Here is a 24,350-nt window from a genome sequence, read left to right as displayed (position 1 = left end):
CCTCCGCAGACTTTCTCTTGAGTTTGTGTTGGGGGGGGGGGCGGGGGGCGTGGGGGGGGGGGGGGGGGGGGGGGGGGGGGGCCCGCGGGGGCGCGCCCCCCCCCCCCCCCCCCGCGGTCACGGAATCCGACATTAGTGGACGTAATGGGGTGGGGCGGAAACGATTTGGTGCTGCACTGGGTCGACCGGTAATGTTGGCGTCGCCGCCGGGGAAACCGGGCGGACCAAAGCACGGGGCTATAGCTCAGTTGGTAGAGCGCCTGCATGGCATGCAGGAGGTCAGGAGTTCAATTCTCCTTAGCTCCACAGCAAGATCTCGCCGGGTCGAATCGACCCGGCGAGATCTTTTTGATTCGCGGAAACCACTGGTCTCAGGGGTCGTTGGGGGACGGCGGCCGGGAAGCGAACGAGGGGCCGTCCGGGTGGACGGCCCCTCCGCGCGTGCGTGCCGGGCTTCAGCGGCCCAGGGCGCGCCTGCCGCGGCCCTGGGAGAGGACCGGCAGGTTGCGGGACGACTCCTGTCCGCGCGTGTCCTCCTCGATGCGCAGGGCGAGGGCCGGGCAACGGCGCACCGCGCGCAGGGCCTTGGCCTCGGCGTAGCGCGGGACCATCGCCTGGGCGACGGTCGGGAAGCCGTCGGCGCCGAGTTGGAAGACCTCCGGGAGGATGTCGGCGCACAGGCCGTGGCCCCGGCACAGCGTCCAGTCGACGTAGATCTTCTGGCGGCTGGGGCCGTTCTCCTCGTCCTCGGCGCCGCCTGGGATGCCCGAGGGGGCCCTGCCGCCCTCGAAGAGCGGCAGAACGCCCTCCACGGGCCGTCCGCAGCCGTTGCCGAGGACGTGGGCCGCGAGGTCGTCGGTGAACGCCTTGATGGTCGACTCCAGGAACATCGCGGAGCCGTCCGGGTGCGAGCACGCGCCGCGCCGCTTCACGTTCTTGGCGACCTGCTTGAGGGCCTCCAGGGCGGCCGGGCCGCCGCCGTTGAGGATGTCCTCCATGCCGCGCGCTGCGGCCGGCAGCCCGAGGTAGCAGGGCCCGCACTGGCCCGCGCTCTCCTCGGCCAGCCACTGCGCCACCCGCAGCGACTCGCCCAGTGGGCAGGTCTCCTGAGTGATCGGCAGGATCGCGCCGGCGCCGAGCGCGCCGCCCACCGCGTCCAGGGAGTTGCGCGAGACGATCGCCTCATTGACCGTCGCCGCGTCGATCCACTTGCCGTGATAGCCGCCGGTCAGCACGCCCTGGGGGACGGGTGGGGCGCCGGCGAGCTGAAGGACGTAGCGCAGGGGCACTCCGGTCGGGACCTCGATGACCATGGGCCGCGCCACCGCGCCGGAGACCGTGAGCATGACGGTGCCCGGCTCGTCGTACAGGCCGGTGTTGCCGTAGCGCTCGGGCCCGATGCGGGCGGCGATGGCGAGCTGTGCGAACGTCTCGGCGTTCGACAGCAGGGTGGGGGCGCCGCCGACGCCGTTCTGCGAGGCGCTGACCTTGCGGCCGGGCGGGATCGCCGGGCCGCCGTCGATCGAGCGGATCAGGGAGGCGGCGGCGCCGGTGACCATGCGGACCGGGTTGCGCTGTACGAACGCGCGTAGCGCGGAGCGGCGGCTGTTGCTGAGGCCGCGTTCGGCGAGGGCGGCCTCCATGGAGCGCTGGGTCGATTCCCGGGTGACCCCCACCACGAGCGTGCGGGCACCCAGGGCCTCGGCGCACAGCAGCGCGCCGTCCAGGATGAGATGCGGGGCACGGTTGATCATCACCGTGTCCTTGCGGCAGGCCGGCTCGTCCTCACTGCCGTTGACCACGACGACCGGCCGTACGCCGCGCTTGATCGCGGCCTCGGCGACCGAGCGCAGTTTCTTGTGGAAGGGGAAGCCCGCGCCGCCGCGGCCCTTCAGGTTGATGTTCTCGGCGAGCTTCGCGAGTTGCTCGCCGCCCATCGGTTCGAGCGGCCCGTGCACCTTCAGATGCATGGGCAGATCGAGTCTTTCGACAAGGTCGAAGCCCGACGTGAGCTGAGGAAGACCGACTACGCGGACCTCGGGTACGTCGGGCAGGGCCTCGTTCACTTAAAGCCTCCGGAAGGCGTGTTCCAAGGTTCGCCCGAACCCGGTGCGTCGAAGTCGTAGGACGTACCGGGGAATGTTTCAGTGGCGGGACCGCTGTTGTTGTACGTGTCGTTCTGGTTGTACGTACCGAAGACGGCGTTTGTCTCAGCGGTGTCGTACACATCACTGGAGCCGTAGCCCGCAGCGCCGGAGCCGTAGCCCTGGGTGCCCGCGTCGCCGTAGACCGGGATGTTGTATCCCGTGTCGTTGAGCGGGTCGTAGGCCGACGGGGGTGCCTCGCCCACGGGCGGCGGGGAGGGGATGGGCCAGTTGCCCGTGCTGCTGCCCGCGCCGCCGTCGACGCGCGGGATGGCCTCGGTCGGCTGCATGTCCAGGGGCATGTCCATGCGGGAGGTCTGGTCGGCGTACGGCTGCTGCTGCCCGCGGGAGCGGGGGGAGACGGCGCGGTAGGCGGCGGCGAAACCGCCCGTGGACTCGGCGGCCGAGGGGGCCTGGGAGGGCATGCCGGGCAGCGGGCCGGTCCGCTCGTCGCGTGACGGCCGGTCATCGCGGGAGCCCCGCGCCGGGCGGTCACCGCGCGCGCCCCGCGTCGGGCGCTGGTTCTCGTAGCCGGGCAGGGAGGACCCGGACGCCGCCCGGACGCGGCTCTCCTCCAGGTCCTCGCGGGCGCCCGGCTCGTTGCCGATGATCTGGGCGAGCCGGTCGGCGACCTTGCGCTTGACCGGGCGCGGGGAGGCGCGCAGCGCGAGGGCCGCGGCGACGGCGACGACACAGAGTTCGTAGCTGACCATGAAGAACGTCTTCGCCGGGCGGCCGGCGAACAGGCCGTGGATCAGGGCCGCGCACCAGGCCGGGTAGGCCAGCATGTGCATCGCGCGCCAGCGGGCGGCGACCGGGGCGGGGGAGGCGAACTGGTTGCGCAGGGCGCCGGTGATGCCCACGAAGATCATGAGCAGGGCGGCCAGGGAGCCCAGGCCGATGAGGAAGGCGCTGCCCGGGATCTCGTTGCCGCCGAAGAACACCAGGCTGAACGGGATCAGCGCGGCAGTCAGGGTGGCGTGGTCCAGGGCCAGCTTGACGCCGATGTGCACCAGGAGGAACGCGATCGAGCCCACGGCGGTCACCCGGTGGATGCCCTGCGCGATGATCCGCTGGCGGGTGTTGAGGATCATCCGGTCCTGGGCGACGAGGCCCCAGATCACCGAGCAGGTGAGGCAGACGAGCGACAGGACGCCGGCACCGAAGTTGAGGAACTCCTGGAGCCAGGTACCGCCGAGCAGCACGACCAGGGGTATGAGCAGCAGAAGAGCAGCGGTCGCTATCCCGTAGGCCGACCGGCCCGGTTTGGGGAGCGAACTGTTACTACGACGAGGGTTCATGGGGGCAACTCCGAGCGGTTCGGGAAGGCGGTCCCGTTGCCGCACTCTAAGTGGCTCCATACCGAGGGGTACGGCGTTTGAGTTATTGCGTTGTTATCTAGGGACTGCGGGGGACGGGTGATGTCCCTTAGTGACTGTTACGCCAGGTAACAATTGAACGTTGTTCAGCTTTTCGATGTCTTCACAACTCTCAGGTACGCAACCCGGGGCACGGTTGTTCATGTGCGCCCCCGTAAAAAGCCCGCCCGCGCCCCCACCGGAAGCCCGTCGCGACCCGCTCCGGCGCTGCGGTACCCTGACGCCATGCGTGCCGTACGCCTTCTGCTTAGCGGGCCGCGCTGATCAGTCCCGACCACCGGGCGAATCGGATGGTCGGAATCGGCGCGGCGTCCCCTCCTGTGCGAGGGGATTTTTCGTTTCCAGAGAACCGCAGCCGCCGGCAGAGACGATCGATGGAGCTTTGAGGATCATGAGCGAGACGAACCCCGCTGCCACCGCCGAGGTGGCCGCGCCGCACCGCTACACGGCGGCCATGGCCGCCGACATCGAGGCACGCTGGCAGGACTTCTGGGACGCCGAGGGCACGTACGCCGCGCCGAACCCGAAGGGTGACCTGGCGGGCGACCCCGCGGTCGTCGCCCGGCCCAAGAAGTTCATCATGGACATGTTCCCGTACCCCTCCGGTGCGGGCCTGCACGTCGGCCACCCCCTGGGCTACATCGCCACCGACGTCTTCGCGCGTTTCCAGCGCATGACCGGCCACAACGTCCTGCACACCCTGGGCTTCGACGCCTTCGGCCTGCCCGCCGAGCAGTACGCCGTGCAGACCGGCACGCACCCGCGTGTCTCCACCGAGGCCAACATCGAGAACATGAAGGCCCAGCTGCGCCGGCTGGGCCTGGGCCACGACAAGCGCCGGTCGTTCGCCACGATCGACCCGGACTACTACAAGTGGACCCAGTGGATCTTCCTGCAGATCTTCAACTCCTGGTACGACGACGAGGCGAAGAAGGCCCGCCCGATCGCCGAGCTGGTCGCGCAGTTCGAGTCCGGTGAGCGAGCGGTGCCGGGAGCCGACGGTGGCACGCGCGCGTGGAGCGAGCTGAACGCCGCCGAGCGCGCCGACGTCCTGGGCGGATACCGCCTGGCGTACGCCTCCGACGCGCCGGTCAACTGGTGTCCCGGCCTGGGTACCGTGCTGGCCAACGAGGAGGTCACCGCCGAGGGCCGCTCCGAGCGCGGCAACTTCCCGGTCTTCAAGGCCAAGCTGCGCCAGTGGAACATGCGGATCACCGCGTACGCCGACCGGCTGCTGGACGACCTGAACGAGCTGGACTGGCCCGAGGCCATCAAGCTGCAGCAGCGCAACTGGATCGGCCGCTCCGAGGGCGCCCGCGTCGACTTCCCGATCGACGGCGAGCGCATCACCGTCTTCACCACCCGCCCCGACACCCTGTTCGGTGCGAGCTACATGGTGCTGGCGCCCGAGCACCCGCTGGTCGACAAGTTCACCCCGGACGCCTGGCCCGAGGGCACCCACGAGGTGTGGACCGGCGGTCACGCGACCCCGGCCGAGGCGGTCGCCGCCTACCGCGCGCAGGCCGCCTCCAAGTCCGACGTCGAGCGCCAGGCCGAGGCCAAGGACAAGACCGGCGTCTTCATCGGCTCGTACGCCACCAACCCGGTCAACGGCGAGCAGGTCCCCGTCTTCATCGCCGACTACGTCCTGATGGGCTACGGCACCGGCGCGATCATGGCCGTACCCTGCGGCGACCAGCGTGACTTCGAGTTCGCGCGCGCCTTCGAGCTGCCGATCCACTGCATCGTCGAGCCGACCGACGGCCGCGGCACGGACACCTCCACCTGGGAGGACGCCTTCTCGTCGTACGACGCGAAGATCATCAACTCCACCGCCGAGGGCATCTCCCTGGACGGCCTGGGCGTCGCCGAGGCCAAGGCGCGCATCACCGAGTGGCTGGAGCGGTCCGGCGTCGGCGAGGGCACGGTCAACTTCCGGCTGCGCGACTGGCTGTTCAGCCGTCAGCGCTACTGGGGCGAGCCCTTCCCGATCGTCTACGACGAGGACGGCATCGCCCACCCGCTGCCCGAGTCGATGCTGCCGCTGGAGCTGCCCGAGGTCGAGGACTACAGCCCGCGCACCTTCGACGCGGACGACGCCGACACCGAGCCCGAGACGCCGCTGTCGCGCAACGAGGACTGGGTCAACGTCACGCTGGACCTGGGCGACGGCCCGAAGCGGTACCGGCGCGAGACCAACACCATGCCCAACTGGGCCGGCTCCTGCTGGTACGAGCTGCGCTACCTGGACCCGCACAACAGTGAGCAGCTGGTCGACCCCGAGATCGAGCAGTACTGGATGGGCCCGCGCGAGGGCCAGCCGCACGGCGGCGTCGACCTGTACGTCGGCGGCGCCGAGCACGCCGTGCTGCACCTGCTGTACGCACGCTTCTGGTCCAAGGTCCTGTTCGACCTGGGGCACGTCTCCTCCGCGGAGCCGTTCCACAAGCTGTTCAACCAGGGCATGATCCAGGCCTATGTCTACCGCGACAGCCGTGGCATCGCGGTGCCGGCCGCCGAGGTGGAGGAGCGCGACGGCACCTACTACTACCAGGGCGAGCAGGTCTCCCGGCTGCTGGGCAAGATGGGCAAGTCCCTGAAGAACGCGGTCACTCCGGACGAGATCTGCGCCGAGTACGGCGCCGACACGCTGCGCCTGTACGAGATGGCGATGGGCCCGCTGGACGTCTCCCGGCCGTGGGACACGCGCGCGGTGGTCGGTCAGTTCCGGCTGCTGCAGCGGCTGTGGCGCAATGTCGTCGACGAGACGACCGGTGCCGTGACGGTCGTGGACGCCGAGCCCGACGAGGACACGCTGCGTGCCCTGCACAAGGCGATCGACGGGGTGCGCGGGGACCTGGAGGGCATGCGGTTCAACACCGCGATCGCCAAGGTCACCGAGCTGAACAACCACCTGACCAAGGCGGGCGGCGCCGTTCCTCGCTCCGTCGCCGAGTCGCTGGTGCTGCTGGTCGCGCCGCTGGCCCCGCACATCGCCGAGGAGCTGTGGCGCAAGCTGGGGCGGACCGGCTCGGTGGTGCACGAGGACTTCCCGGTCGCCGACCCGGCGTACGTGGTCGACGAGACCGTGACGTGCGTCGTGCAGATCAAGGGCAAGGTCAAGGCCCGTCTGGAGGTCTCGCCCGCCATCTCCGAGGAGGAGCTGGAGAAGGTCGCGCTGTCCGACGAGAAGGTCGTGGCGGCGCTGGACGGGGCCGGGATCCGGAAGGTGATCGTGCGGGCGCCGAAGCTGGTGAACATCGTTCCGGCGTAGTTCCGGCGTTCGTTCTCGCGGCTAGGGGTGATCCCCTACGGGCAGGTTCGGGGTTCCTCTGGAACTCCGGGCCTGCCTGCTGCGTTTACCGTTGAAGAGTGATGTGGCGTGGCGTGGTGTCGCGCGATGTGGCATGGCGTGATGTCGCGTGCGCCGCGGCCGGCCGGAGGAGGAGCTCGTGGAAGCAGTGATCGCAGTCGTCGCCCTGCTCTTCGTGCTCTTCGTCGTGCTCGGTGCGTACGCCACGGTGAAGGTGGTCGGCGCCGCCAAGCGCCGCGTGGACGAGACGATCAACCACGCCCGGCGCACGGTCGAGGACCACACCCTGCGGGCCAAGTCCTTCGCCCAGCCGGGCGCGGCCGGCGAGCTCGCCCAGCTGCGCCTGAAACTGCGCACCTCCATGCGGGCCACCCAGGACGCACTGCAAGCCGACGCGGACAACGACGAGTCCCTCAAGGAGTCCCTCGGCCTCTTCCACCGCCTCAGCGCGCACGGACACGAACTGGACGCCGAACTGCGGCGCCTGGAGTCCGAGCCGGACCGCAGCAAGCTCGCCGCGCGCCTGCCCGACCTGCGCGAACGCACCGAGCGCATCGTCGAGTCGGCGGACTCACTGCGCTGGGCGGCCCGTGATCGGGCCCGCCGCTTCGCGGACGACGACCTGGACACCCTCAGCGCCCAGATCGACGTGGAGACCGGCGCCTTGCGGCACTGGCAGACGACCGAGCCTTCGGCGGCCCCGGAGTCCTCCGCGTCTTCGGCATCCTCGGCCGCGAAACCCTCGGCGCCCGGGCAGTCGTCGGAACGCCCGTCGGCGACACCGCCGCCGTGGCCGGAGGCCCCCGCCCCCGAAGCCGCCGCGACGGCCGAGCAGACCTGGCCGGACAGCCCTCAGAAGCAGCGGGCCGAGGAGCCCACGCGGCCCGCCATCAACCCGCCGGGGCCTCGGCAGACGTACCCCTGGCAGAAGAAACCCCGTCCCGAGAGCACGACTTGAGCCCGCGCGACCACGAGCCGCTCCGGTCAAGGCTTGACCGGCTGAGCGGGGTCGGGCTGCCGCCCGCGCGCTACGCCAGGTAACCTCCAGCTCATGTCCCGCCATGTCGCGATCGTCACCGATTCAACGGCCTACCTGCCGCCGCGGACGATGGAGCGCCACGGCATCACCGCGGTGCCCCTGACCGTGGTCCTCGGCGATCAGGCGCTGGACGAGGGCACCGAGATCTCGACCCGTTCCCTCGCCCAGGCGTTGCAGAAGCGACGCCCTGTCACCACCTCGCGCCCCAGCCCGCAGGTCTTCGCGGAGCACTACCGCAGGGTCGCCGAGTCCGGCGCCACCGGCATCGTCTCCCTGCACCTGTCCGCCGAGCTCTCCGGCACCTACGACGCGGCGGTTCTGGCGGCGCGCGAGGCGCCGGTGCCGGTGCGGGTGGTGGACACCGGGATGGTCGCCATGGCGCTCGGGTTCTGCGCCCTCGCCGCGGCCGAGGCGGCGGAGACGGGGGGCACGGTGGACGACGCCGTGACCGCCGCGGAGAAGCGGGCCGGGGCCACGGCCGCCTACTTCTACGTCGACACCCTCGACTATCTGCGCCGCGGTGGCCGTATCGGGGCCGCACAGGCCCTGTTGGGCTCCGCGCTCGCGGTGAAGCCGCTGCTGCAGCTGGAGGGCGGCCGGATCGGTCCCCTGGAGAAGGTACGGACGGCTTCCAAGGCGATCGCCCGCCTGGAGGAGATCGCGGCCGACCGGGCGGGCAGCGCGCAGGTCGACATCGCGGTGCACCATCTCGCCGCCCCCGACCGGGCGTCGGCGCTGGCGGATCGGTTGCGGGCCCGGGTGCCGGGGCTGGCCGATCTGCATGTGAGCGAGGTGGGGGCCGTGATCGGGGCGCATACCGGGCCTGGGCTGCTGGGGGTTGTGGTTTCGCCGCGGTGAGGGTTTGGGTGCGGTGAGGGCTCGCCGTGGTGACGGGCCGCCTCGGTGGTCGGTCACTCGTGTGGGTGGCGGAGTTATCCACAACTGGGCGGTAATCCCCGGGAATTGAGCAAGATCATCGCGGGTGTGCCGAGGTGTCCGATGCTCCTCGCATGGCACTTCGATCACGTACACATACCCGCCCAGTGAGGGCGACCAGTGGCCCTGGCCGGGGTCCCCACTCCGACGTCCGGGTCCGACAGCGACGACACATGCATGCTCGGGGCCGGGCACGGCACAGGTATGCGTCGGCGGAGGAGCTGCGGCGCCGGGCTGAGGTGATTTTCGCCGAACGGGCCGCCGAACGGGCCGGGGAGTGGGGGGAGTCGGGGGCGCAGGAGGAGCCTGCTCGGCGTGCCGGCGCCGGGGGACCGGAAGAGGATCTGAGGGGCGCGCCGGGTGGTGGTGAGGCGGTGGCCGCTGACGCCGGTGATTCCGAGGTCCGTGCCCCTGGTGCTGATGCCGGTGCCGGTGCCGGTGACTGGCGGGCCAGGACGCGGGCGCGGGTCGGGCCGGCGCTGCGGGAGCGGATGCCGCTGTGGTTGCAGGCGAGGTGTGGGCTGGAGCGGCGGAGCGTGGTCGCGCTCACCGTGGTGCTCGTCGTCGCCGCCGGGTTCGCCGTGCAGCACTTCTGGGCGGGGCGGGCACAGTCCGTGCGGGCGCCCGAGGTGGTGCGGGCCGCGGCCTCGTACGGGGGAGGGGAGCCCGGGGAGGAGACCGGGGCGGATACGTCGGCGGCCGGTGCTCCGGGTGCCGCGGGCACGGCCGCGCCCGAGATCGTCGTGGACGTCGGCGGCAAGGTGCGCGAGCCGGGGATCCATCGCCTCCCGGCGGGCTCACGTGTCGCGGACGCACTGCGCGCCGCCGGTGGAGTCCGCCCCGGCACGAACACCGACAGCCTCAACCGGGCCCGGTTCCTGGTGGACGGCGAGCAGGTGATCGTCGGCGCTCCGGGAGCCGTCCCCGGGGCGGCGCCCGGAGCGGGCTCGGGCTCGGGTCCGAGCGGTGCGGCGGCCGGTGCCGCACCCGCCGGGCCGGTCTCCCTCAACACGGCCACCGTCGACCAGCTGGACACTCTCCCGGGCGTCGGCCCGGTGCTGGCCCAGCACATCATCGACTACCGCAGCCGGCACGGCGGCTTCCGTTCGGTGGACGAGTTGCGGGAGGTCAACGGCATCGGCGACCGTCGTTTCGCCGATCTGCGGAATCTCGTACGGCCATGAGCCACGACCTCGGCACACCCGATCCCACGGCGGACCCCGCGCCCTCCCGCGCCGCCGTTCACGCCGCGTCCGGAAGCCGGCTCGGCGCGTCCCACCCCCGACAGGAAGGGCCGACGGACCTTCGACTGGTCCCACCTGCCCTCGCCGCGTGGGCGACGGCGGCGCTGATGCTGGACGCCTCGTCGGCGTGGGTGACCGGGGCGGCGGTCGTAAGCCTGGTCGCCGCAGGTGCCCTGCTGTTGCTGCGGCGAGATGGGGCCGGAGCCGGCCGAGCGCCCGCGCGACTCACCTGGCCGACCTGGTCGCGTGTCTCCGTCGCTGCCGTGCTGCTGTGCGTCGCGGCGGCCGCCGTCTCCGCCGGGCTGCACGGGGCCGATCTACGACGTGGACCGGTGCCGGGCCTGGCGCGGGAGTACGCCTCCGTGGCCGCCGAGGTCGAGGTCGCCTCGGATCCCCGGCTCACCAAGGCCCGGGTCAGCGGGAATCACATGGCACCGACGTCCGTGCTGTTCAACGCGGACGTGCGGCGCGTGGAGAAGGCGGACGGCGCGGTGGTGGTGACCCGGGCGCCGGTGTTGATGATCGTCGACGCGGCGCCGAGGTCCTCTGCAGCAGGCGAGGGACCGCCGATCAAGTCAGGTGCGGACCCGCTGACCGGATCTGCCGGCCACCATTCGCCCTGGCTGCGGCTCCTCCCCTCCACCCGCCTGCGCGTGAGCGCACACCTCGCTCCCACCCTGACGGAAGGGGACCGGATCGCCGCCGTACTGCGGGTGCGGGGCCAGTCGGCGCCGGAGGTGGTGGGGGAGCCGTCGGCGGCGCAGCGGCTGGCCGGGCGGTTGCGGGCCGGGCTGAGGGAGGCGACGGACGGGCTGCCCGCGGATGCGAGGGCGCTGCTGCCGGGGCTGGTCGTGGGCGACACCTCGCGGATCACCCCGGAGCTGGACGAGGCGTTCAAGGAGACCGACCTCGCGCACACGCTCGCCGTCTCCGGCAGCAACCTCACGATCATCCTCGCCCTGCTCGTCGGCCCACCCGGCCTGGCCCAGCGGGTCGAGCGCCGTGGCCTCGCGCCCCGTCTGGGCATCTCCCTGCGGACGACCGCGTTGCTCGGCGGAGGGCTCACCCTCGCGTTCGTCGTGGTGTGCCGGCCCGACCCGAGCGTGCTGCGGGCCGCGGCCTGCGGGGCCGTGGCGCTGCTGGCCCTGGCGACCGGACGCCGCAGATCGCTGATCCCGGCGCTGGCGACGGCCGTACTGCTGCTGGTGCTGTACGACCCATGGCTGGCCCGCAGTTACGGCTTCCTGCTCTCCGTCCTGGCCACGGGCGCCCTGCTCACCCTCGCGCCCCGCTGGAGCCGGGCGCTGCGCAAGCGCGGGGTGCCGCCGAGGCTGGCCGAGGCGCTGGCGGCCGCGGCTGCCGCGCAGGCGCTGTGCGCGCCGGTCGTGGCGGTGCTGTCGGCCCGGGTGAGCCTGGTGGCGGTGCCGTGCAATCTACTCGCGGAGTTCGCGATCGCACCGGCCACCGTGCTGGGCTTCGCGGCGCTGGCGACAGCACCGCTCGCGATGCCGGTGGCCAAGGTTCTGGCCTGGTGCGCGAGTTGGCCGACCGGATGGATCGCGGATGTCGCTCGAACCGGCGCCGCGCTGCCCGGGGCCGGGGTGGACTGGCCCGGCAGCTGGACGGGGGCGGCGCTGCTCGCCCTCGCCACGGTGGCCGTCCTGCTCGCCGGCCGACGGCTGTTGCGGCACCCCTGGTGGTGCGGTGCCTGCGGGGCGCTGCTTCTGCTGGTGGTCGTGCAGCCGCCGCCGCTGACCAGGGTGGTCACGGGGTGGCCGCCGCCCGGGTGGCGGTTCGCGATGTGCGATGTGGGACAGGGCGACGCGACGGTGCTCGCGGCGGGCGAGGGGACGGGCGTGGTCGTGGACGCCGGACCCGATCCGGCGCTGGTCGACCGGTGCCTGCGCACCCTCGGCATCAAGAGGATCCCGCTCGTCGTGCTCACCCATTACCACGCCGACCACGTGGCGGGCCTGCCCGGCGTGCTGCGCGGGCGTGCGGTGGGCGCGATCGAGACGACGGGGCATGAAGAGCCCGCGGACCAGGTGGAGTTCGTACGGAGGGAGGCGGCGGCCCGGCGCATTCCCGTGACGCGGGCCGCCGCCGGGGAGGAGCGGCGCACCGGCGCACTGAGCTGGCAGGTGCTGTGGCCGCCGCCGCACCCGGCACTGGCCCCGGACGGCCCGGACGGTCCGAACGACGCCAGCGTCAGCATGCTCGTCCGGTCGGCCGGACTGCGGCTCCTGCTGCTCGGGGATCTCGAACCTCCGGCGCAGCGGGCCCTGTTGAGATCGCCGGCCGGGGCGCTGCTGGGCGGAGTGGATGTGCTCAAGGTCGCCCACCACGGCTCGGCCTACCAGGACCCGGAGCTCATACGCAGGGCTGCTCCGCGACTGGCGCTGATCAGTTGCGGTGCGGACAACCCGTATGGGCACCCGGCTCCCGGCACCGTGGCGGCGCTGCGGGCGCAGGGTGCGGTGGTGCTGCGGACGGACGAGGACGGGGCGCTGGCGGTGGCGGGTGCGGGCGCCGAGCTGCGGGTGGCGGGAGACTGAGGTCATGGAATCCGTTGAGGTTGATGCCTATCTCCGCCGCCTTGGGGTCGAGCACCCGGCGTGGCCCACCGTGGATGTGCTGCGCGAGCTGCATCTGCGCCATCTGCAGACCGTCCCCTTCGAGAACCTGTCGATCCACCTCGGCGAGGAGATCGTCCTGGAGGAGAAGCGGGTGCTGGACAAGGTGGTGGGGGCGCGACGGGGTGGGTTCTGCTACGAACTGAACGGGGCGTTCGGGATGTTGCTCGGCGCGCTGGGCTTCGACGTGACGCTGCTCGCGGCGCGTGTCCACGGCAAGGAGGAACGGCTGGGGATTCCCTACGACCACATGGCGCTGAAGGTGCGCACGGTGGACGGGGGCGCGTGGTTGGCGGACGTCGGCTTCGGGGCGCACAGCCACTATCCGCTGGCGTTCGAGGCGCGGGGTGAGCAGGTGGATCCGGTGGGCGTGTTCCGGATCGTCGAGGCCGGCCCGGACCCGGCCGGGGTGCGCGGCGGGCATGACGCGGCCGACGCAGCGGACCTGGAGGTCGGCATGGACGGCAGACCGGAGTACCGGCTGGAGCGGCGGCCGCGGGTGCTCGGTGACTTCGTGGCCGGGGCGTGGTGGCACAGCACCTCGCCGGCCTCGCACTTCACCCAGTCGCTGGTGTGTTCGCGGGTGACCGAGGAAGGCGGGCGGATCACGCTCAGCGGCCGCACGTTCAAGACGACGGCGGCCGACGGGACACGTGAGGAGCGGGAGTTGGGCACGGACGAGGAGGTGCTGGGGGTGTACCGGGAGCGGTTCGGGATCGAGCTGGACCGGGTGCCGACGGTGCGGAAACCGAACCGGGACGGTTGATTCGGCCGCGGTCGACAGAGGTCACCGAGCGCCGACAGATGTTGCTCGTGCCAGGCCCCGGCGCGCACGCGTCACTCCTCGGTGCCTGAGAATTGCTCCGTGAGCGATGTGAGACATGTGCTGGTGCTACCCGATCGTGACGCGGCGGAGGAGGCCGCGGAGGCGCTCGGGGAGCGGTTCGGTATCGACGAGGAGCCCCGGCTGGTGCGGGACGCGCTGGCCGGCGAGGACGATGCCGAGGACGCCCAGTGGCTGGTGGTGCTGCGGGACGAGCAGGGGCGGCTGGATCCCGGGGAGCTGGATGAGTTCGCGGGGGAGTGGGACGGCTGGCGGGAGGAGCCGTAGCCGCAAGGGTGCGGCCCGACGGCTCCTCGGCGGTCAGCGCAGTCGTGCTGTGGCGAGGTGGACGGTGAAGGCACAGGGGACGAGCCCCTCCGGCGTCGTCAAGTCGCGCACCTCGGCGAAGAAGGCCGTACGCAGGCGCTCCACGGCCGCCCCGTCGAGCGGGCCGATGTCGTAGACGCCGGAGAGAGCGGCCCATACCTGGTCCACCGGACCGCTCAGATCGATGGGGACCGTCTCCCAGTCCACGGCGGTGAAGCCAGCTGGGCCGAGGAGTTCGTCGAGTCCCTCGCGACTGCGTGTCCTGCTGTCGCCCAGCGACGGGATGCGCTGCGAGGCGGGCGCCGCCCGGATGGTGCCGCGCAACAGCCCGATGAACAGCTCGTAGGCCTCGCCGCCGACGGCTCCGCCGCCCAGTACGCAGGCCAGGGTCCCGCCGGGGGACAGCACCCGGGCGATCTCGGCGACGACCTGCTCGATCTCGCCCATCAGCATCAGCGCCATGTGGGAGACACAGGCGTCGAAGCTGTCGTCGGAGAAGGGGAGTGCCTGGGCCCGGGCCGCTTCCAGACGGGCCCCGGCGAGCGCCGGCCGCTGCCGTGCCAGGGCCAGGCACCGCTCGGACAGGTCCACGCCCGCGAGCTGTCGGCCGTCGCCTCGGGCCAGGAGCTCAAGCAGGAGGCCGTCACCGCAGCCGAGGTCCAGCACACGCCTGCTGTCGCCCACCCGGTCGCACAGGATCTCGTAGCTGGACCGTCCGTCGGGAGCGCGGCCGGAGCCGAGCGCCTCCGTGGTCACCGCAGGGTGCTCGGCGTGGAACGCTTGCAGGAACGCTTCTTGCGATGCGGTGGTCGTCGTCACCGACCCAACCTATGTGAGCGGGACGACCCGTTGTCAGTGGCCCATGGGATGCTTTACGCGATGGCCAGGAACCCTGCGAACGACGACCTTCTCGCCCCCGTGACCCTTGCCGTGGGTCAGGAGGAGCTGCTGCTCGACCGTGCCGTGCGGGAGGTGGTGGTCGCCGCCAGGGCCGCCGATGCCGACACGGACGTGCGGGATCTGACCTCGGACCAGTTGCAGCCCGGCACGCTGGCCGAGCTGACCAGCCCCTCGCTGTTCGCGGAGCGCAAGGTCGTGGTCGTGCGCAACGCTCAGGATCTGTCGGCGGACACGATCAAGGACGTGACGGCGTATCTGGGGTCGCCGGCCGAGGAGATCACCCTCGTGCTGCTGCACGCCGGTCAGGCCAAGGGCAAGAAGCTGCTCGACGCCGCGCGCAAGGCAGGGGCGCGGGAGGTGGCGTGCCCGAAGATGACCAAGCCGGCGGACCGGCTGGCGTTCGTGCGCGGCGAGTTCCGGGCGACCGGGCGGTCCGCGACGCCCGAGGCCTGCCAGGTGCTGGTCGACGCCATCGGGAGCGATCTGCGGGAGCTGGCGTCCGCGGTGAGTCAGCTGGTCGCGGATGTCGAGGGCACCATCGACGAGGCCGTGGTCGGGCGGTACTACACCGGCCGGGCCGAGGCGTCGAGCTTCACCGTCGCCGACCGGGCGGTCGAGGGGCGGGCGGCCGAGGCGCTGGAGGCGCTGCGGTGGTCGCTGGCGACCGGGGTGGCGCCCGTCCTGATCACCAGCGCGCTCGCGCAGGGCGTGCGGGCCATCGGGAAGCTGTCCTCGGCCCGCGGCGGACGCCCCGCCGACCTGGCGCGCGAGCTGGGCATGCCGCCGTGGAAGATCGACCGGGTGCGGCAGCAGATGCGGGGCTGGACGCCCGACGGGGTGGCGGTCGCGTTGCAGGCGGTCGCCGAGGCCGACGCCGGTGTGAAGGGCGGCGGGGACGACCCCGAGTACGCCCTGGAGAAGGCGGTCGTCACCATCGCGCGGGCCGCACGGTCCCGGGGGCGCGGCTAGGGAGAAGAGAGGACAATCGGGCGTATCGGCCGCACATCGCCGGACATCAGGGAAGGTGGCGATCAGGCATGGCTGAACACCCGCACGCAACTCTCGTCCGCAAGGGCTACGAGGCCTTCGTCCGAGGCGACATGGACACCCTGCGCGGGCTGATGACCTCGGACTGCACCCACCACGTGCCCGGCAGCCACCCGCTGTCGGGTGACTTCAAGGGGCAGGACGCGGTCATCGAGATGTACGGCCGGCTCTTCGAGGAGACGGCCGGGACGATGCAGGTCGAGCTCCGCAACCTGCTCGTCGACGGCCGGGGGCATGTGGTCGCCGTGCACCACTTCATGGCGGAGCGCCAGGGCAAGCGCATCGACGAGGACGGGGCGATCGTCTTCCGTGTCGTAGGGGACAGGATCAGCGATCTCGACGAGTGCATCGCGGACATCGACAAGTCCAACGACTTCTGGTCGTGACGGTCGCAGGGGAGGCCTGAGCATGCCGAAGGCCCCGGTCCCGCTCTGGGGAAGAGCGGGACCGGGGCCTTCGTTTTCAAGCTGCTGAGCCCGTACCCGCGTGGCGAACGCAGGCCGCGTACAGGCTCGGGGTGCCGGACGGGAGCGGATGAGAGAGGGCCCGCTCGATTCCCTCCGGCGGTCAGATCAGAGAAGAGGTCAGCCCTTGAGGGAATCGACCTTCGAAGCAAGCGCCGACTTCTTGTTGGCGGCCTGGTTCTTGTGGATGACGCCCTTCGAGACGGCCTTGTCGAGCTGACGCGCGGCAACGCGCTGGTACTCGGTGGCCTTCTCGACGTCACCCGCGGCAGCAGCCTCACGGGCCTTGCGGATCGCGGTCTTCAGGGAGGACTTGACGGCCTTGTTGCGCAGCCGAGCCTTCTCGTTGGTCTTGATCCGCTTGATCTGGGACTTGATGTTCGCCACTGATTGAGCCTTTTCAGGTTCTGGTACGGGACCGCACGGGAGCCGCACGGAATCCGTACCGGGTGATTTCTTCGGGGTGTGCCTCGTGCTGAGAGGGCATGAGACACAGCCACCCAGACTACCAGCGGCCCCGCCGACAGCCCAAAACGGTCCCCGGTCGCCGCCCGTGGGACCATGGAACCTACGTATCGATCCGACCCGAGGCATAAGGCGCCTCAAGAGACAGGACCCTGCGTGCCCGCGACCCCTAACAATGTGCCCGAGCCGAGCCGTACCGACCCGGCTCTGATCCGCAATTTCTGCATCATCGCGCACATCGACCACGGCAAGTCCACGCTCGCCGACCGGATGCTCCAGCTGACCGGTGTGGTCGAGCAGCGGCAGATGCGTGCTCAGTACCTCGACCGGATGGACATCGAGCGCGAGCGCGGCATCACGATCAAGTCCCAGGCGGTGCGCCTGCCCTGGGCTCCGACCCATGAGCCCGGCAATACGCACATCCTCAACATGATCGACACCCCGGGGCACGTCGACTTCACCTACGAGGTCTCGCGGTCGCTCGCCGCCTGCGAGGGGACCGTCCTCCTCGTCGACGCCGCCCAGGGCATCGAGGCCCAGACCCTCGCCAACCTCTACCTGGCGATGGAGAACGACCTCACGATCATCCCCGTACTGAACAAGATCGATCTGCCGGCCGCGCAGCCCGAGAAGTTCGCCGAGGAGCTCGCGAACCTCGTCGGCTGCGACCCGGCCGACGTGCTGCGGGTGTCCGCCAAGACGGGTCTCGGCGTCGACGATCTGCTCGACAAGGTGGTCAAGGAGGTCCCGGCGCCGGTCGGCGTCAAGGACGCCCCGGCCCGCGCGATGATCTTCGACTCCGTCTACGACTCCTACCGCGGCGTCGTGACGTACGTCCGTGTCATCGACGGCCAGCTCAACAAGCGCGAGCGCATCAAGATGATGTCGACGGGCGCCACGCACGAGCTGCTGGAGATCGGGACGAACTCGCCCGAGATGCTGTCGGCCGACGGCCTCGGCGTCGGTGAGGTGGGTTACCTCATCACCGGTGTGAAGGACGTCCGCCAGTCCAAGGTCGGTGACACCGTCACCAGCCAGCACAAGGGGGCCACGGAGGCGCTCGGGGGCTACAAGGACCCCAAGCCCATGGTCTTCTCCGGCCTGTATCCGCTGGACGGCTCCGACTACCCCGAGCTGCGCGAGGCCCTGGACAAGCTCCAGCTCAACGACGCCGCGCTGGTCTACGAGCCGGAGACCTCCGCCGCCCTCGGTTTCGGCTTCCGCGTCGGTTTCCTCGGCCTGCTCCACCTCGACGTGATCCGTGAGCGGCTGGAGCGCGAGTTCGGCCTCGATCTCATCGCCACCGCGCCCAACGTGGTCTACCGGGTCGTGATGGAGGACGGCAGCGAGCACACCGTCACCAACCCGAGCGAGTTCCCCGAGGGCAAGATCAACGAGGTGTACGAGCCGGTCGTGCGCGCCACGATCCTCGCGCCGACCGAGTTCATCGGCTCGATCATGGAGCTGTGCCAGACCCGGCGCGGCACCCTGCTCGGCATGGACTACCTCTCCGAGGACCGGGTGGAGATCCGCTACACCCTGCCGCTCGCGGAGATCGTCTTCGACTTCTTCGACCAGCTGAAGTCCAAGACGCGCGGTTACGCGTCGCTGGACTACGAGCCCACCGGCGAGCAGACCTCCAGCCTGGTCAAGGTCGACATCCTGCTGCACGGCGACAAGGTGGACGCCTTCTCGGCGATCACCCACAAGGACGCGGCGTACGCGTACGGCGTGCGGCTCGTCGCCAAGCTGCGCGAGCTCATCCCGCGGCAGGCCTTCGAGGTGCCGATCCAGGCCGCCATCGGCTCCCGGGTGATCGCCCGCGAGACCATCCGCGCCATCCGCAAGGACGTCCTCGCCAAGTGCTATGGCGGCGACATCTCCCGTAAGCGCAAGCTGCTGGAGAAGCAGAAGGAAGGCAAGAAGCGGATGAAGATGGTGGGTTCCGTGGAGGTTCCGCAGGAGGCCTTCATCGCCGTGCTGAGCAGTGATGACAGCGCGGGGTCGGGCAAGGGCAAGAAGTAACCATCGGTAACACCGGGTAACCCGGCAAACCGGTGCAACAGGGGTCCGTCGTACGCAAGTGCGACGGGCCCCTGTGCGTACGGAGAGTGGTGGTCTGGAGGAAGTGACAGGCCGCGGACCCTTACGCGGTGGCCTGTCGACCTTTACTCTGATCCCTGCTCGATAGTTACTCGCGAGTTAAACAAGAGCGCGCGAGTGCAAACCGCCGTAATGAGCCGGCCGAGAGGCCGGCTGTTGAGCCAGCCGCACAGTCGCGGGCCCGGAGGATGTCGTGAGCGACACACAGACCCTGATCGAGAAGCGTCCGCCGAGCGTGGCGACCCTCTTCCTGGAGCGCGTGGCGGCCTCGCCGGACGCCGAGGCCTACCGCTATCCCGTGCCGTCGGCCTCGGGCGAGGGGGCGGACGACTGGAAGTCGCTGAGCTGGGCGCAGGCCGCCGAGCGTGTCTACGCCATCGCGGCCGGGCTCATCGAGTTGGGCGTCCAGCCCGAGCAGCGAGTCGCCCTCGCCGCCTCGACCCGCATCGAGTGGATCCTCGCCGACCTGGGCATCATGTGCGCCGGCGCCGCGACGACCACCGTCTATCCGCAGACCAACGCCGAGGAGTCGGCGTTCATCCTCGCCGACTCCGAGAGCCGGGTGCTCATCGCCGAGGACGCGGCGCAGCTGGCCAAGGCGGTGGAGAAGCGCGCCGAGCTGCCGTATCTCACGCATGTCGTGGTCATCGACGCGGCCGGTGTCGAGACCGCCGACTGGATCCTCACCCTGGACGAGCTGGAGAAGCGCGGCGCGGCCCGGCTGGAGAAGGACGCCGAGCTGGTCAAGGAGCGGGTCGGCGCGATCACCAAGGACCAGCTGGCCACCCTCATCTACACCTCCGGCACCACCGGCCGCCCCAAGGGCGTACGGCTGCCGCACGACAACTGGTCGTACATGGCGAAGGCGATCGCCGCGACCGGCCTGGTCAGCAGCGTGGACGTGCAGTACCTGTGGCTGCCGCTCGCGCACGTCTTCGGCAAGGTGCTCACCTCCGGCCAGATCGAGGTCGGGCACGTCACCGCCGTCGACGGCCGCGTCGACAAGATCATCGAGAACCTGCCGGTCGTGCAGCCGACGTACATGGCGGCCGTGCCCCGCATCTTCGAGAAGGTCTACAACGGGGTCGCCGCCAAGGCCCGTGCCGCCGGCGGCGCCAAGTACAAGATCTTCCAGTGGGCCGCCGAGGTCGCCCGCGAGTACGCCAAGGTCACCCAGGACAACTTCCGGCGCACCGGCACCCACTCCGCGCCGTTCGGCCTCGCCGCCAAGCACAAGGTCGCCGACACGCTCGTGTTCGCCAAGATCCGTGAGGCCTTCGGCGGCAACCTGCGCGCCTGCGTCTCGGGGTCGGCCGCCCTCGCCCCGGAGATCGGCTACTTCTTCGCCGGCGCCGGCATCCACATCCTGGAGGGCTACGGCCTCACCGAGTCCTCCGCCGCCTCCTTCGTGAACCCTGGCGAGGCCTACCGCACCGGCACGGTCGGCAAGCCGCTGCCCGGCACGGAGGTCCGGATCGCCGACGACGGCGAGATCCTGCTGCGGGGCCCCGGCATCATGGAGGGCTACCACGGGCTGCCCGACAAGACCGCCGAGGTGCTGGAGAGCGACGGCTGGTTCCACACCGGTGACATCGGCGAGCTGTCCCCGGACGGCTATCTGCGCATCACCGACCGCAAGAAGGACCTCATCAAGACGTCCGGCGGCAAGTACATCGCGCCCGCCGAGGTCGAGGGGCAGTTCAAGGCGGTCTGCCCGTACGTGTCCAACATCCTGGTGCACGGCGCCGACCGGAACTTCTGCACGGCGCTGATCGCGCTGGACGAGGTCGCGATCCTGGGATGGGCCGAGGAGAACGGGCTGTCCGGGAAGTCGTACGCCGAGGTGGTGGCCGCGCCGCAGACCGTCGAGATGGTCGACGGGTATGTGCGCGAACTCAACGCCGGGCTGCAGAAGTGGCAGACCGTCAAGAAGTTCCGGCTGCTGCCGCGGGATCTCGATGTGGAGCACGGGGAGATCACGCCGAGCCTGAAGCTGAAGCGGCCGGTCGTGGAGCGGGAGTACAAGGGGCTCATCGAGGAGATGTACGCCGGTACGCGGGAGGCGTAGCGCCTCGGCGGAGGGGTGGCCGGGGACTGCGCGCGGATGCCGCTTCGTCGTGGCTTGTCGCGCAGTTCCCCGCGCCCCTTGGGTCAGATGCCCTGGCCTTTGTTGATCAGGTGCCGTAGCTCTCTCACCTGTGTGCGCAGGGTCGGCAGGTTCGGGTTGTCGGCGGCCAGTTGTTCCTCCAGCGCCGCCAGTCGTGTCCCTATCTCGCCGCCCCGGGCCTGTCGCTGGGCCAGCAGGCGCTCCAGTTCGCGGCTCTTGCGGTACAGGTCCAGGAACACCGTCACCTTCGCCCGCAGCACCCACGGGTCGAACGGCTTGGTCAGATAGTCCGCGGCGCCCGTCGCGTAGCCGCGGAAGGCGTAGCCGGGGTCGTCCTCGGCGCCGGTCAGGAAGATGATCGGGACGTCCTTGGTCTGGTCGAGCCGTTTGATGTTCGTGGCCGTTTCGAAGCCGTCCATGCCCGGCATCCGGACATCGAGCAGGACCAGGGCGAACCGCTGGCGCAGCAGCGCCTTCATGGCCTCCTCGCCCGAACGTGCGCGGACGAGCGGCTCGTTGAGGGACCCCAGGACGGCCTCCAGCGCGATCAGGTTGTCCTCCATGTCGTCGACCAGAAGGATTCCCGCACGCTCGTCGGTCGTTGCCTCAGCGCTCATGGTGAAGTGGCCTCATTCGGTGATCGTCGGCGGGACCACTTCCTCCTCGGAAGGGTTCGGTCCCGGTTCTACGGTGTTGTCCGGATGCGCGGCGCCTTCCTCGCGGCGTTCCGCACCCTCGGGATCCAGGAGGTCGCAGACGACCGTCAGCAGCTGATCCACGTCCACCGGCTTGGGCACGTAGTCGTTGGCGCCCCGCGCGATGGACTTCTCCCGGTCGCCGGGCATGGCCTTCGCGGTCAGCGCGACGATGGGCAGGTCCGTCCAGCGCGGGGTGCGACGGATGGCGGAGATCGTCTCGTAGCCGTCCATCTCCGGCATCATGATGTCCATCAGGACGAGTTCGACGTCCGGGTTGCGCTCCAGGGTCTCGATGCCCTCACGGCCGTTCTCCGCGTACAGCACCGGCATGCCGACCCGGCCCAGGACATGGGTGAGCGCGAAGACGTTGCGGATGTCGTCGTCCACGATCAGCACCCGCCGGCCCGGCAGCACCCGGCCCGCCCGGCCCGTCTGCCACGCCTCCAGCTTGGTCGGCGTCGGCCAGGTCTCGTCCGCGTCGTGGGCGGTCGGGTAGGTCTCGGCGGACAGCTCCGGCACCGGCAGCGGACGGTTCTCGGGGGCCGGGCCGGTGGCCGCGTGACCGGGGCTGACGACCGGGACGTACAGCGTGAACGTGGAGCCCTCGCCGGGCTGGCTCTCGGCGATGATCCGGCCGCCCAGCAGGCCCGCGATCTCCCGGCTGATGGACAGGCCGAGTCCCGTGCCGCCGTACTTGCGGTTGGTGGTGCCGTCGGCCTGCTGGAACGCCTCGAAGATCACGGGGAGTTTCTCGTGTGCGATGCCGATGCCGGTGTCGGACACCGCGAACGCGATCACCTCGTCGCCATCGCGGACGAAGTGGTGGTCGGGGTCCTTCACCCGGTTCACCCGCAGCTCGACCCGGCCCGTCGCGGTGAACTTGATCGCGTTGGACAGGAGGTTGCGCAGGATCTGCTGGAGGCGCTGCTCGTCGGAGTACATCTCGCGCGGCACGTCCTCGCCGACCGACACCTCGAAGGCGAGCCCCCGGTCCAGGGTGAGCGGGCGGAACGTGGCGTGGACGTAGTCCAGCAGCTTGATGAGCGGCAGCTTCTTCGGGCGTACGTCCATCCGGCCGGCCTCGATCTTCGACAGGTCCAGGATGTCGTTGATCAGTTGCAGCAGGTCCGAGCCGGAGCGGTGGATCGTCGTCGCGAACTGCACCTCCTGGTCGGAGAGATGGCCGTCCGGGTTGTCGGAGAGGAGCCTCGCCAGGATCAGCAGGGAGTTGAGCGGGGTGCGCAGTTCGTGCGACATGTTCGCCAGGAACTCCGACTTGTACTGCGACGACGTTGCCAGCAGGGCCGCCTTCTCCTCCAGCTCGGCGTTGGAGCGCTGCAGCTCCGCCTGCTGCATCTGGAGTTCGTCCGAGCGTTCCTGGAGCTGCATGGCCAGGCGCTGGGACTCGCCGAGCAGGGACTCCGTACGGGAGTTGGCGATGATCGTGTTGATGGCGACGGCGATGGTGTTCACGAACTGGTCGAAGAACGCCAGGTGGACGTCGGAGAAGCGGGAGAAGGAGGCCAGCTCGATCACGCCGAGGAGCTTGTCCTCGAAGAGGATCGGGATGATGACGACGCTGGTCGGCGCCGCCTCGCCGAGCCCGCTGTTGATCTTGATGTAGTCCGGCGGGGCCTCCTCGACCAGGATCCGCTTCTTCTCCCGGGCCGCCTGCTGCACGAGTCCGTGCACCGGCAGGCCGCCCGTCTCGATGGTCGTGCCCTGCGCCGAGCCGTACCCGGCGATGAACGCGAGCCCCTTCGCCGGCACGGTGGTCCGCAGCGCCGCGCTCTCCTCGTTCGGGTCGGCCAGGAAGAACGCGCCGTACTGGGCGTTCACCAGCGGCGTCAGCTCGCGCAGCAGCAGGTCGGCGACCTCCATCAGGTCGCGGTGGCCCTGCATCAGGGCAGCGAGGCGGGCCAGGTTGGACTCCAGCCAGTCCTTGGCGCGGGTCGTCTCGCGCAGGTTGGACACCATCAGGTTGATGTTGTCCTTCAGCTCGGCGACCTCGCCCTGCGTCTCGACCGTGATCGAACGGGACATGTCGCCCTGGGCCACCGCGGAGGCGACCTCGGCGATAGCGCGGACCTGGGTGGTGAGGTTCGAGGCGAGTTCGTTCACGTTCGTCGTCAGGCGCTTCCAGGTGCCGTACACGCCCTCCACCCGGGCCTGGCCGCCGAGTTGGCCCTCGGAGCCGACCTCGCGGGCCACGCGGGTGACCTCGGAGGAGAAGGAGGAGAGCGTGTCGACCATCGTGTTGATGGCGGTCTTCAGCTCCAGGATCTCGCCGCGCGCGTCCACGTCGATCTTCTTGGAGAGGTCGCCGTTGGCGACGGCGGTGGTGACCTGGGCGATGTTCCGCACCTGTGAGGTGAGGTTGTCGGCCATGTAGTTGACGTTGTCGGTCAGGTCCCGCCAGACCCCGGAGACGCCCAGCACCTGCGCCCGCCCGCCGAGCCGGCCGTCGGTGCCGACCTCGCGGGCCACGCGGGTGACCTCGTCGGCGAAGGCACGCAGCTGCTGCACCATCGTGTTGACGGTGTCCTTGAGTTCGAGGATCTCGCCGCGCGCGTCGACGGTGATCTTCTTCGACAGGTCGCCGTTGGCCACGGCGGTGGTGACCTGGGCGATGTTGCGGACCTGGGAAGTCAGGTTCAGCGCCATGAAGTTGACGTTGTCGGTGAGGTCTTTCCATACGCCGCTGACGCCGCGGACCTGGGCCTGTCCG

17 protein-coding genes and 1 tRNA gene are annotated in these 24,350 nt (G+C 70.5%); 12 read left to right on the top strand and 6 right to left on the bottom strand.

Annotation, left to right across the window (positions count from 1 at the left end):
- Nucleotides 1-233 precede the first annotated feature (233 nt).
- Nucleotides 234-306: transfer RNA gene (locus ACFWYS_RS33915), tRNA-Ala, on the top strand.
- Nucleotides 307-455: 149 nt separating this feature from the next.
- On the opposite strand, the gene ACFWYS_RS33910 is transcribed toward ACFWYS_RS33915, so the two are convergent.
- On the bottom strand, nucleotides 456-2,066 hold the full coding sequence (locus ACFWYS_RS33910; protein ID WP_384777058.1) for an NADH-ubiquinone oxidoreductase-F iron-sulfur binding region domain-containing protein: 1,611 nt from the start codon (nucleotides 2,064-2,066) through the stop codon (nucleotides 456-458).
- Nucleotides 2,063-3,445, bottom strand: coding sequence for a cytochrome b/b6 domain-containing protein (locus tag ACFWYS_RS33905; protein ID WP_384777055.1), 1,383 nt, complete (start codon nucleotides 3,443-3,445; stop codon nucleotides 2,063-2,065). The genes ACFWYS_RS33910 and ACFWYS_RS33905 overlap by 4 nt, the downstream gene beginning before the upstream one ends.
- Before the next feature lie 469 nt (nucleotides 3,446-3,914).
- Between ACFWYS_RS33905 and leuS the strand changes: the two genes are divergently transcribed.
- The 7 genes from leuS to ACFWYS_RS33870 all read left to right on the top strand — a co-directional run bounded on the left by leuS (nucleotide 3,915) and on the right by ACFWYS_RS33870 (nucleotide 13,799).
- A complete protein-coding gene (gene leuS / locus ACFWYS_RS33900; protein ID WP_384777052.1) occupies nucleotides 3,915-6,797 on the top strand; it encodes a leucine--tRNA ligase in 2,883 nt (960 codons plus the stop codon).
- 178 nt (nucleotides 6,798-6,975) lie between these two features.
- Nucleotides 6,976-7,794, top strand: a complete 819-nt coding sequence (locus ACFWYS_RS33895) for a hypothetical protein (RefSeq protein WP_384777050.1) — start codon at nucleotides 6,976-6,978, stop codon at nucleotides 7,792-7,794.
- A gap of 93 nt (nucleotides 7,795-7,887) precedes the next feature.
- Nucleotides 7,888-8,733, top strand: coding sequence for a DegV family protein (locus ACFWYS_RS33890; protein ID WP_272113160.1), 846 nt, complete (start codon nucleotides 7,888-7,890; stop codon nucleotides 8,731-8,733).
- A gap of 152 nt (nucleotides 8,734-8,885) precedes the next feature.
- Nucleotides 8,886-9,995, top strand: coding sequence for a helix-hairpin-helix domain-containing protein (locus tag ACFWYS_RS33885; protein ID WP_384777046.1), 1,110 nt, complete (start codon nucleotides 8,886-8,888; stop codon nucleotides 9,993-9,995).
- Nucleotides 9,992-12,610 carry a ComEC/Rec2 family competence protein gene (locus ACFWYS_RS33880; protein ID WP_384777042.1) on the top strand — a complete coding sequence of 873 codons (2,619 nt, stop codon included), beginning with the start codon at nucleotides 9,992-9,994 and terminating at the stop codon, nucleotides 12,608-12,610. Before ACFWYS_RS33885 ends, ACFWYS_RS33880 begins: the two co-directional genes overlap by 4 nt.
- Nucleotides 12,611-12,614: 4 nt before the next feature.
- Nucleotides 12,615-13,454: an arylamine N-acetyltransferase gene (locus ACFWYS_RS33875; RefSeq protein WP_384777039.1), complete on the top strand. Its 840-nt coding sequence runs from the start codon at nucleotides 12,615-12,617 to the stop codon at nucleotides 13,452-13,454.
- 99 nt (nucleotides 13,455-13,553) lie between these two features.
- The gene (locus ACFWYS_RS33870; protein ID WP_384777035.1) at nucleotides 13,554-13,799 is read left to right on the top strand and encodes a hypothetical protein; all 246 of its coding nucleotides are present in this window, start codon (nucleotides 13,554-13,556) and stop codon (nucleotides 13,797-13,799) included.
- A 33-nt stretch (nucleotides 13,800-13,832) separates the two neighbouring features.
- On the opposite strand, the gene ACFWYS_RS33865 is transcribed toward ACFWYS_RS33870, so the two are convergent.
- Nucleotides 13,833-14,657: a methyltransferase domain-containing protein gene (locus ACFWYS_RS33865; RefSeq protein ID WP_384777032.1), complete on the bottom strand. Its 825-nt coding sequence runs from the start codon at nucleotides 14,655-14,657 to the stop codon at nucleotides 13,833-13,835.
- A 60-nt stretch (nucleotides 14,658-14,717) separates the two neighbouring features.
- Between ACFWYS_RS33865 and holA the strand changes: the two genes are divergently transcribed.
- Both holA and ACFWYS_RS33855 read left to right on the top strand, forming a co-directional pair.
- The gene (gene holA, locus ACFWYS_RS33860) at nucleotides 14,718-15,707 is read left to right on the top strand and encodes a DNA polymerase III subunit delta (RefSeq protein ID WP_384777029.1); all 990 of its coding nucleotides are present in this window, start codon (nucleotides 14,718-14,720) and stop codon (nucleotides 15,705-15,707) included.
- 68 nt (nucleotides 15,708-15,775) lie between these two features.
- Nucleotides 15,776-16,171, top strand: a complete 396-nt coding sequence (locus tag ACFWYS_RS33855) for a nuclear transport factor 2 family protein (RefSeq protein ID WP_384777026.1) — start codon at nucleotides 15,776-15,778, stop codon at nucleotides 16,169-16,171.
- Between the two features lie 198 nt (nucleotides 16,172-16,369).
- Here ACFWYS_RS33855 and rpsT read toward each other — a convergent pair whose 3' ends face one another.
- On the bottom strand, nucleotides 16,370-16,636 hold the full coding sequence (gene rpsT, locus ACFWYS_RS33850; protein ID WP_384777023.1) for a 30S ribosomal protein S20: 267 nt from the start codon (nucleotides 16,634-16,636) through the stop codon (nucleotides 16,370-16,372).
- Between the two features lie 234 nt (nucleotides 16,637-16,870).
- Here rpsT and lepA point away from each other — a divergent pair, with 234 nt between their 5' ends.
- Entirely contained in the window at nucleotides 16,871-18,739 is a 1,869-nt protein-coding gene (gene lepA, locus ACFWYS_RS33845; protein ID WP_384777020.1) for a translation elongation factor 4, read from the top strand.
- Between the two features lie 271 nt (nucleotides 18,740-19,010).
- Complete coding sequence (locus ACFWYS_RS33840; RefSeq protein WP_384777017.1) at nucleotides 19,011-20,885, top strand: AMP-dependent synthetase/ligase; 1,875 nt, start codon at nucleotides 19,011-19,013, stop codon at nucleotides 20,883-20,885.
- Nucleotides 20,886-20,968: 83 nt separating this feature from the next.
- On the opposite strand, the gene ACFWYS_RS33835 is transcribed toward ACFWYS_RS33840, so the two are convergent.
- Complete coding sequence (locus ACFWYS_RS33835) at nucleotides 20,969-21,541, bottom strand: two-component system response regulator (RefSeq protein ID WP_384777014.1); 573 nt, start codon at nucleotides 21,539-21,541, stop codon at nucleotides 20,969-20,971.
- 12 nt (nucleotides 21,542-21,553) lie between these two features.
- Nucleotides 21,554-24,350, bottom strand: a 2,797-nt coding sequence (locus tag ACFWYS_RS33830; protein WP_384777011.1) for an ATP-binding protein, incomplete at its 5' end; no start/stop codon positions are given.

Source organism: Streptomyces sp. NPDC059010 (assembly GCF_042740355.1).
Taxonomy (GTDB): Bacteria; Actinomycetota; Actinomycetes; order Streptomycetales; family Streptomycetaceae; genus Streptomyces.
Note: the sequence above shows the minus strand (reverse complement) of the source record. Positions and strands in the feature narration are given on the sequence as shown.

Bases quoted from the DNA above. Each gene is read 5' to 3' on its own strand.
- holA (WP_384777029.1), top strand. From the start codon at position 14,718: ATGGCCAGGAACCCTGCGAACGACGACCTTCTCGCCCCCGTGACCCTT.
- ACFWYS_RS33890 (WP_272113160.1), top strand. From the start codon at position 7,888: ATGTCCCGCCATGTCGCGATCGTCACCGATTCAACGGCCTACCTGCCG.
- ACFWYS_RS33835 (WP_384777014.1), bottom strand. From the start codon at position 21,541: ATGAGCGCTGAGGCAACGACCGACGAGCGTGCGGGAATCCTTCTGGTC.
- ACFWYS_RS33880 (WP_384777042.1), top strand. From the start codon at position 9,992: ATGAGCCACGACCTCGGCACACCCGATCCCACGGCGGACCCCGCGCCC.
- leuS (WP_384777052.1), top strand. From the start codon at position 3,915: ATGAGCGAGACGAACCCCGCTGCCACCGCCGAGGTGGCCGCGCCGCAC.
- ACFWYS_RS33905 (WP_384777055.1), bottom strand. From the start codon at position 3,445: ATGAACCCTCGTCGTAGTAACAGTTCGCTCCCCAAACCGGGCCGGTCG.
- ACFWYS_RS33885 (WP_384777046.1), top strand. From the start codon at position 8,886: ATGGCACTTCGATCACGTACACATACCCGCCCAGTGAGGGCGACCAGT.
- ACFWYS_RS33875 (WP_384777039.1), top strand. From the start codon at position 12,615: ATGGAATCCGTTGAGGTTGATGCCTATCTCCGCCGCCTTGGGGTCGAG.
- ACFWYS_RS33855 (WP_384777026.1), top strand. From the start codon at position 15,776: ATGGCTGAACACCCGCACGCAACTCTCGTCCGCAAGGGCTACGAGGCC.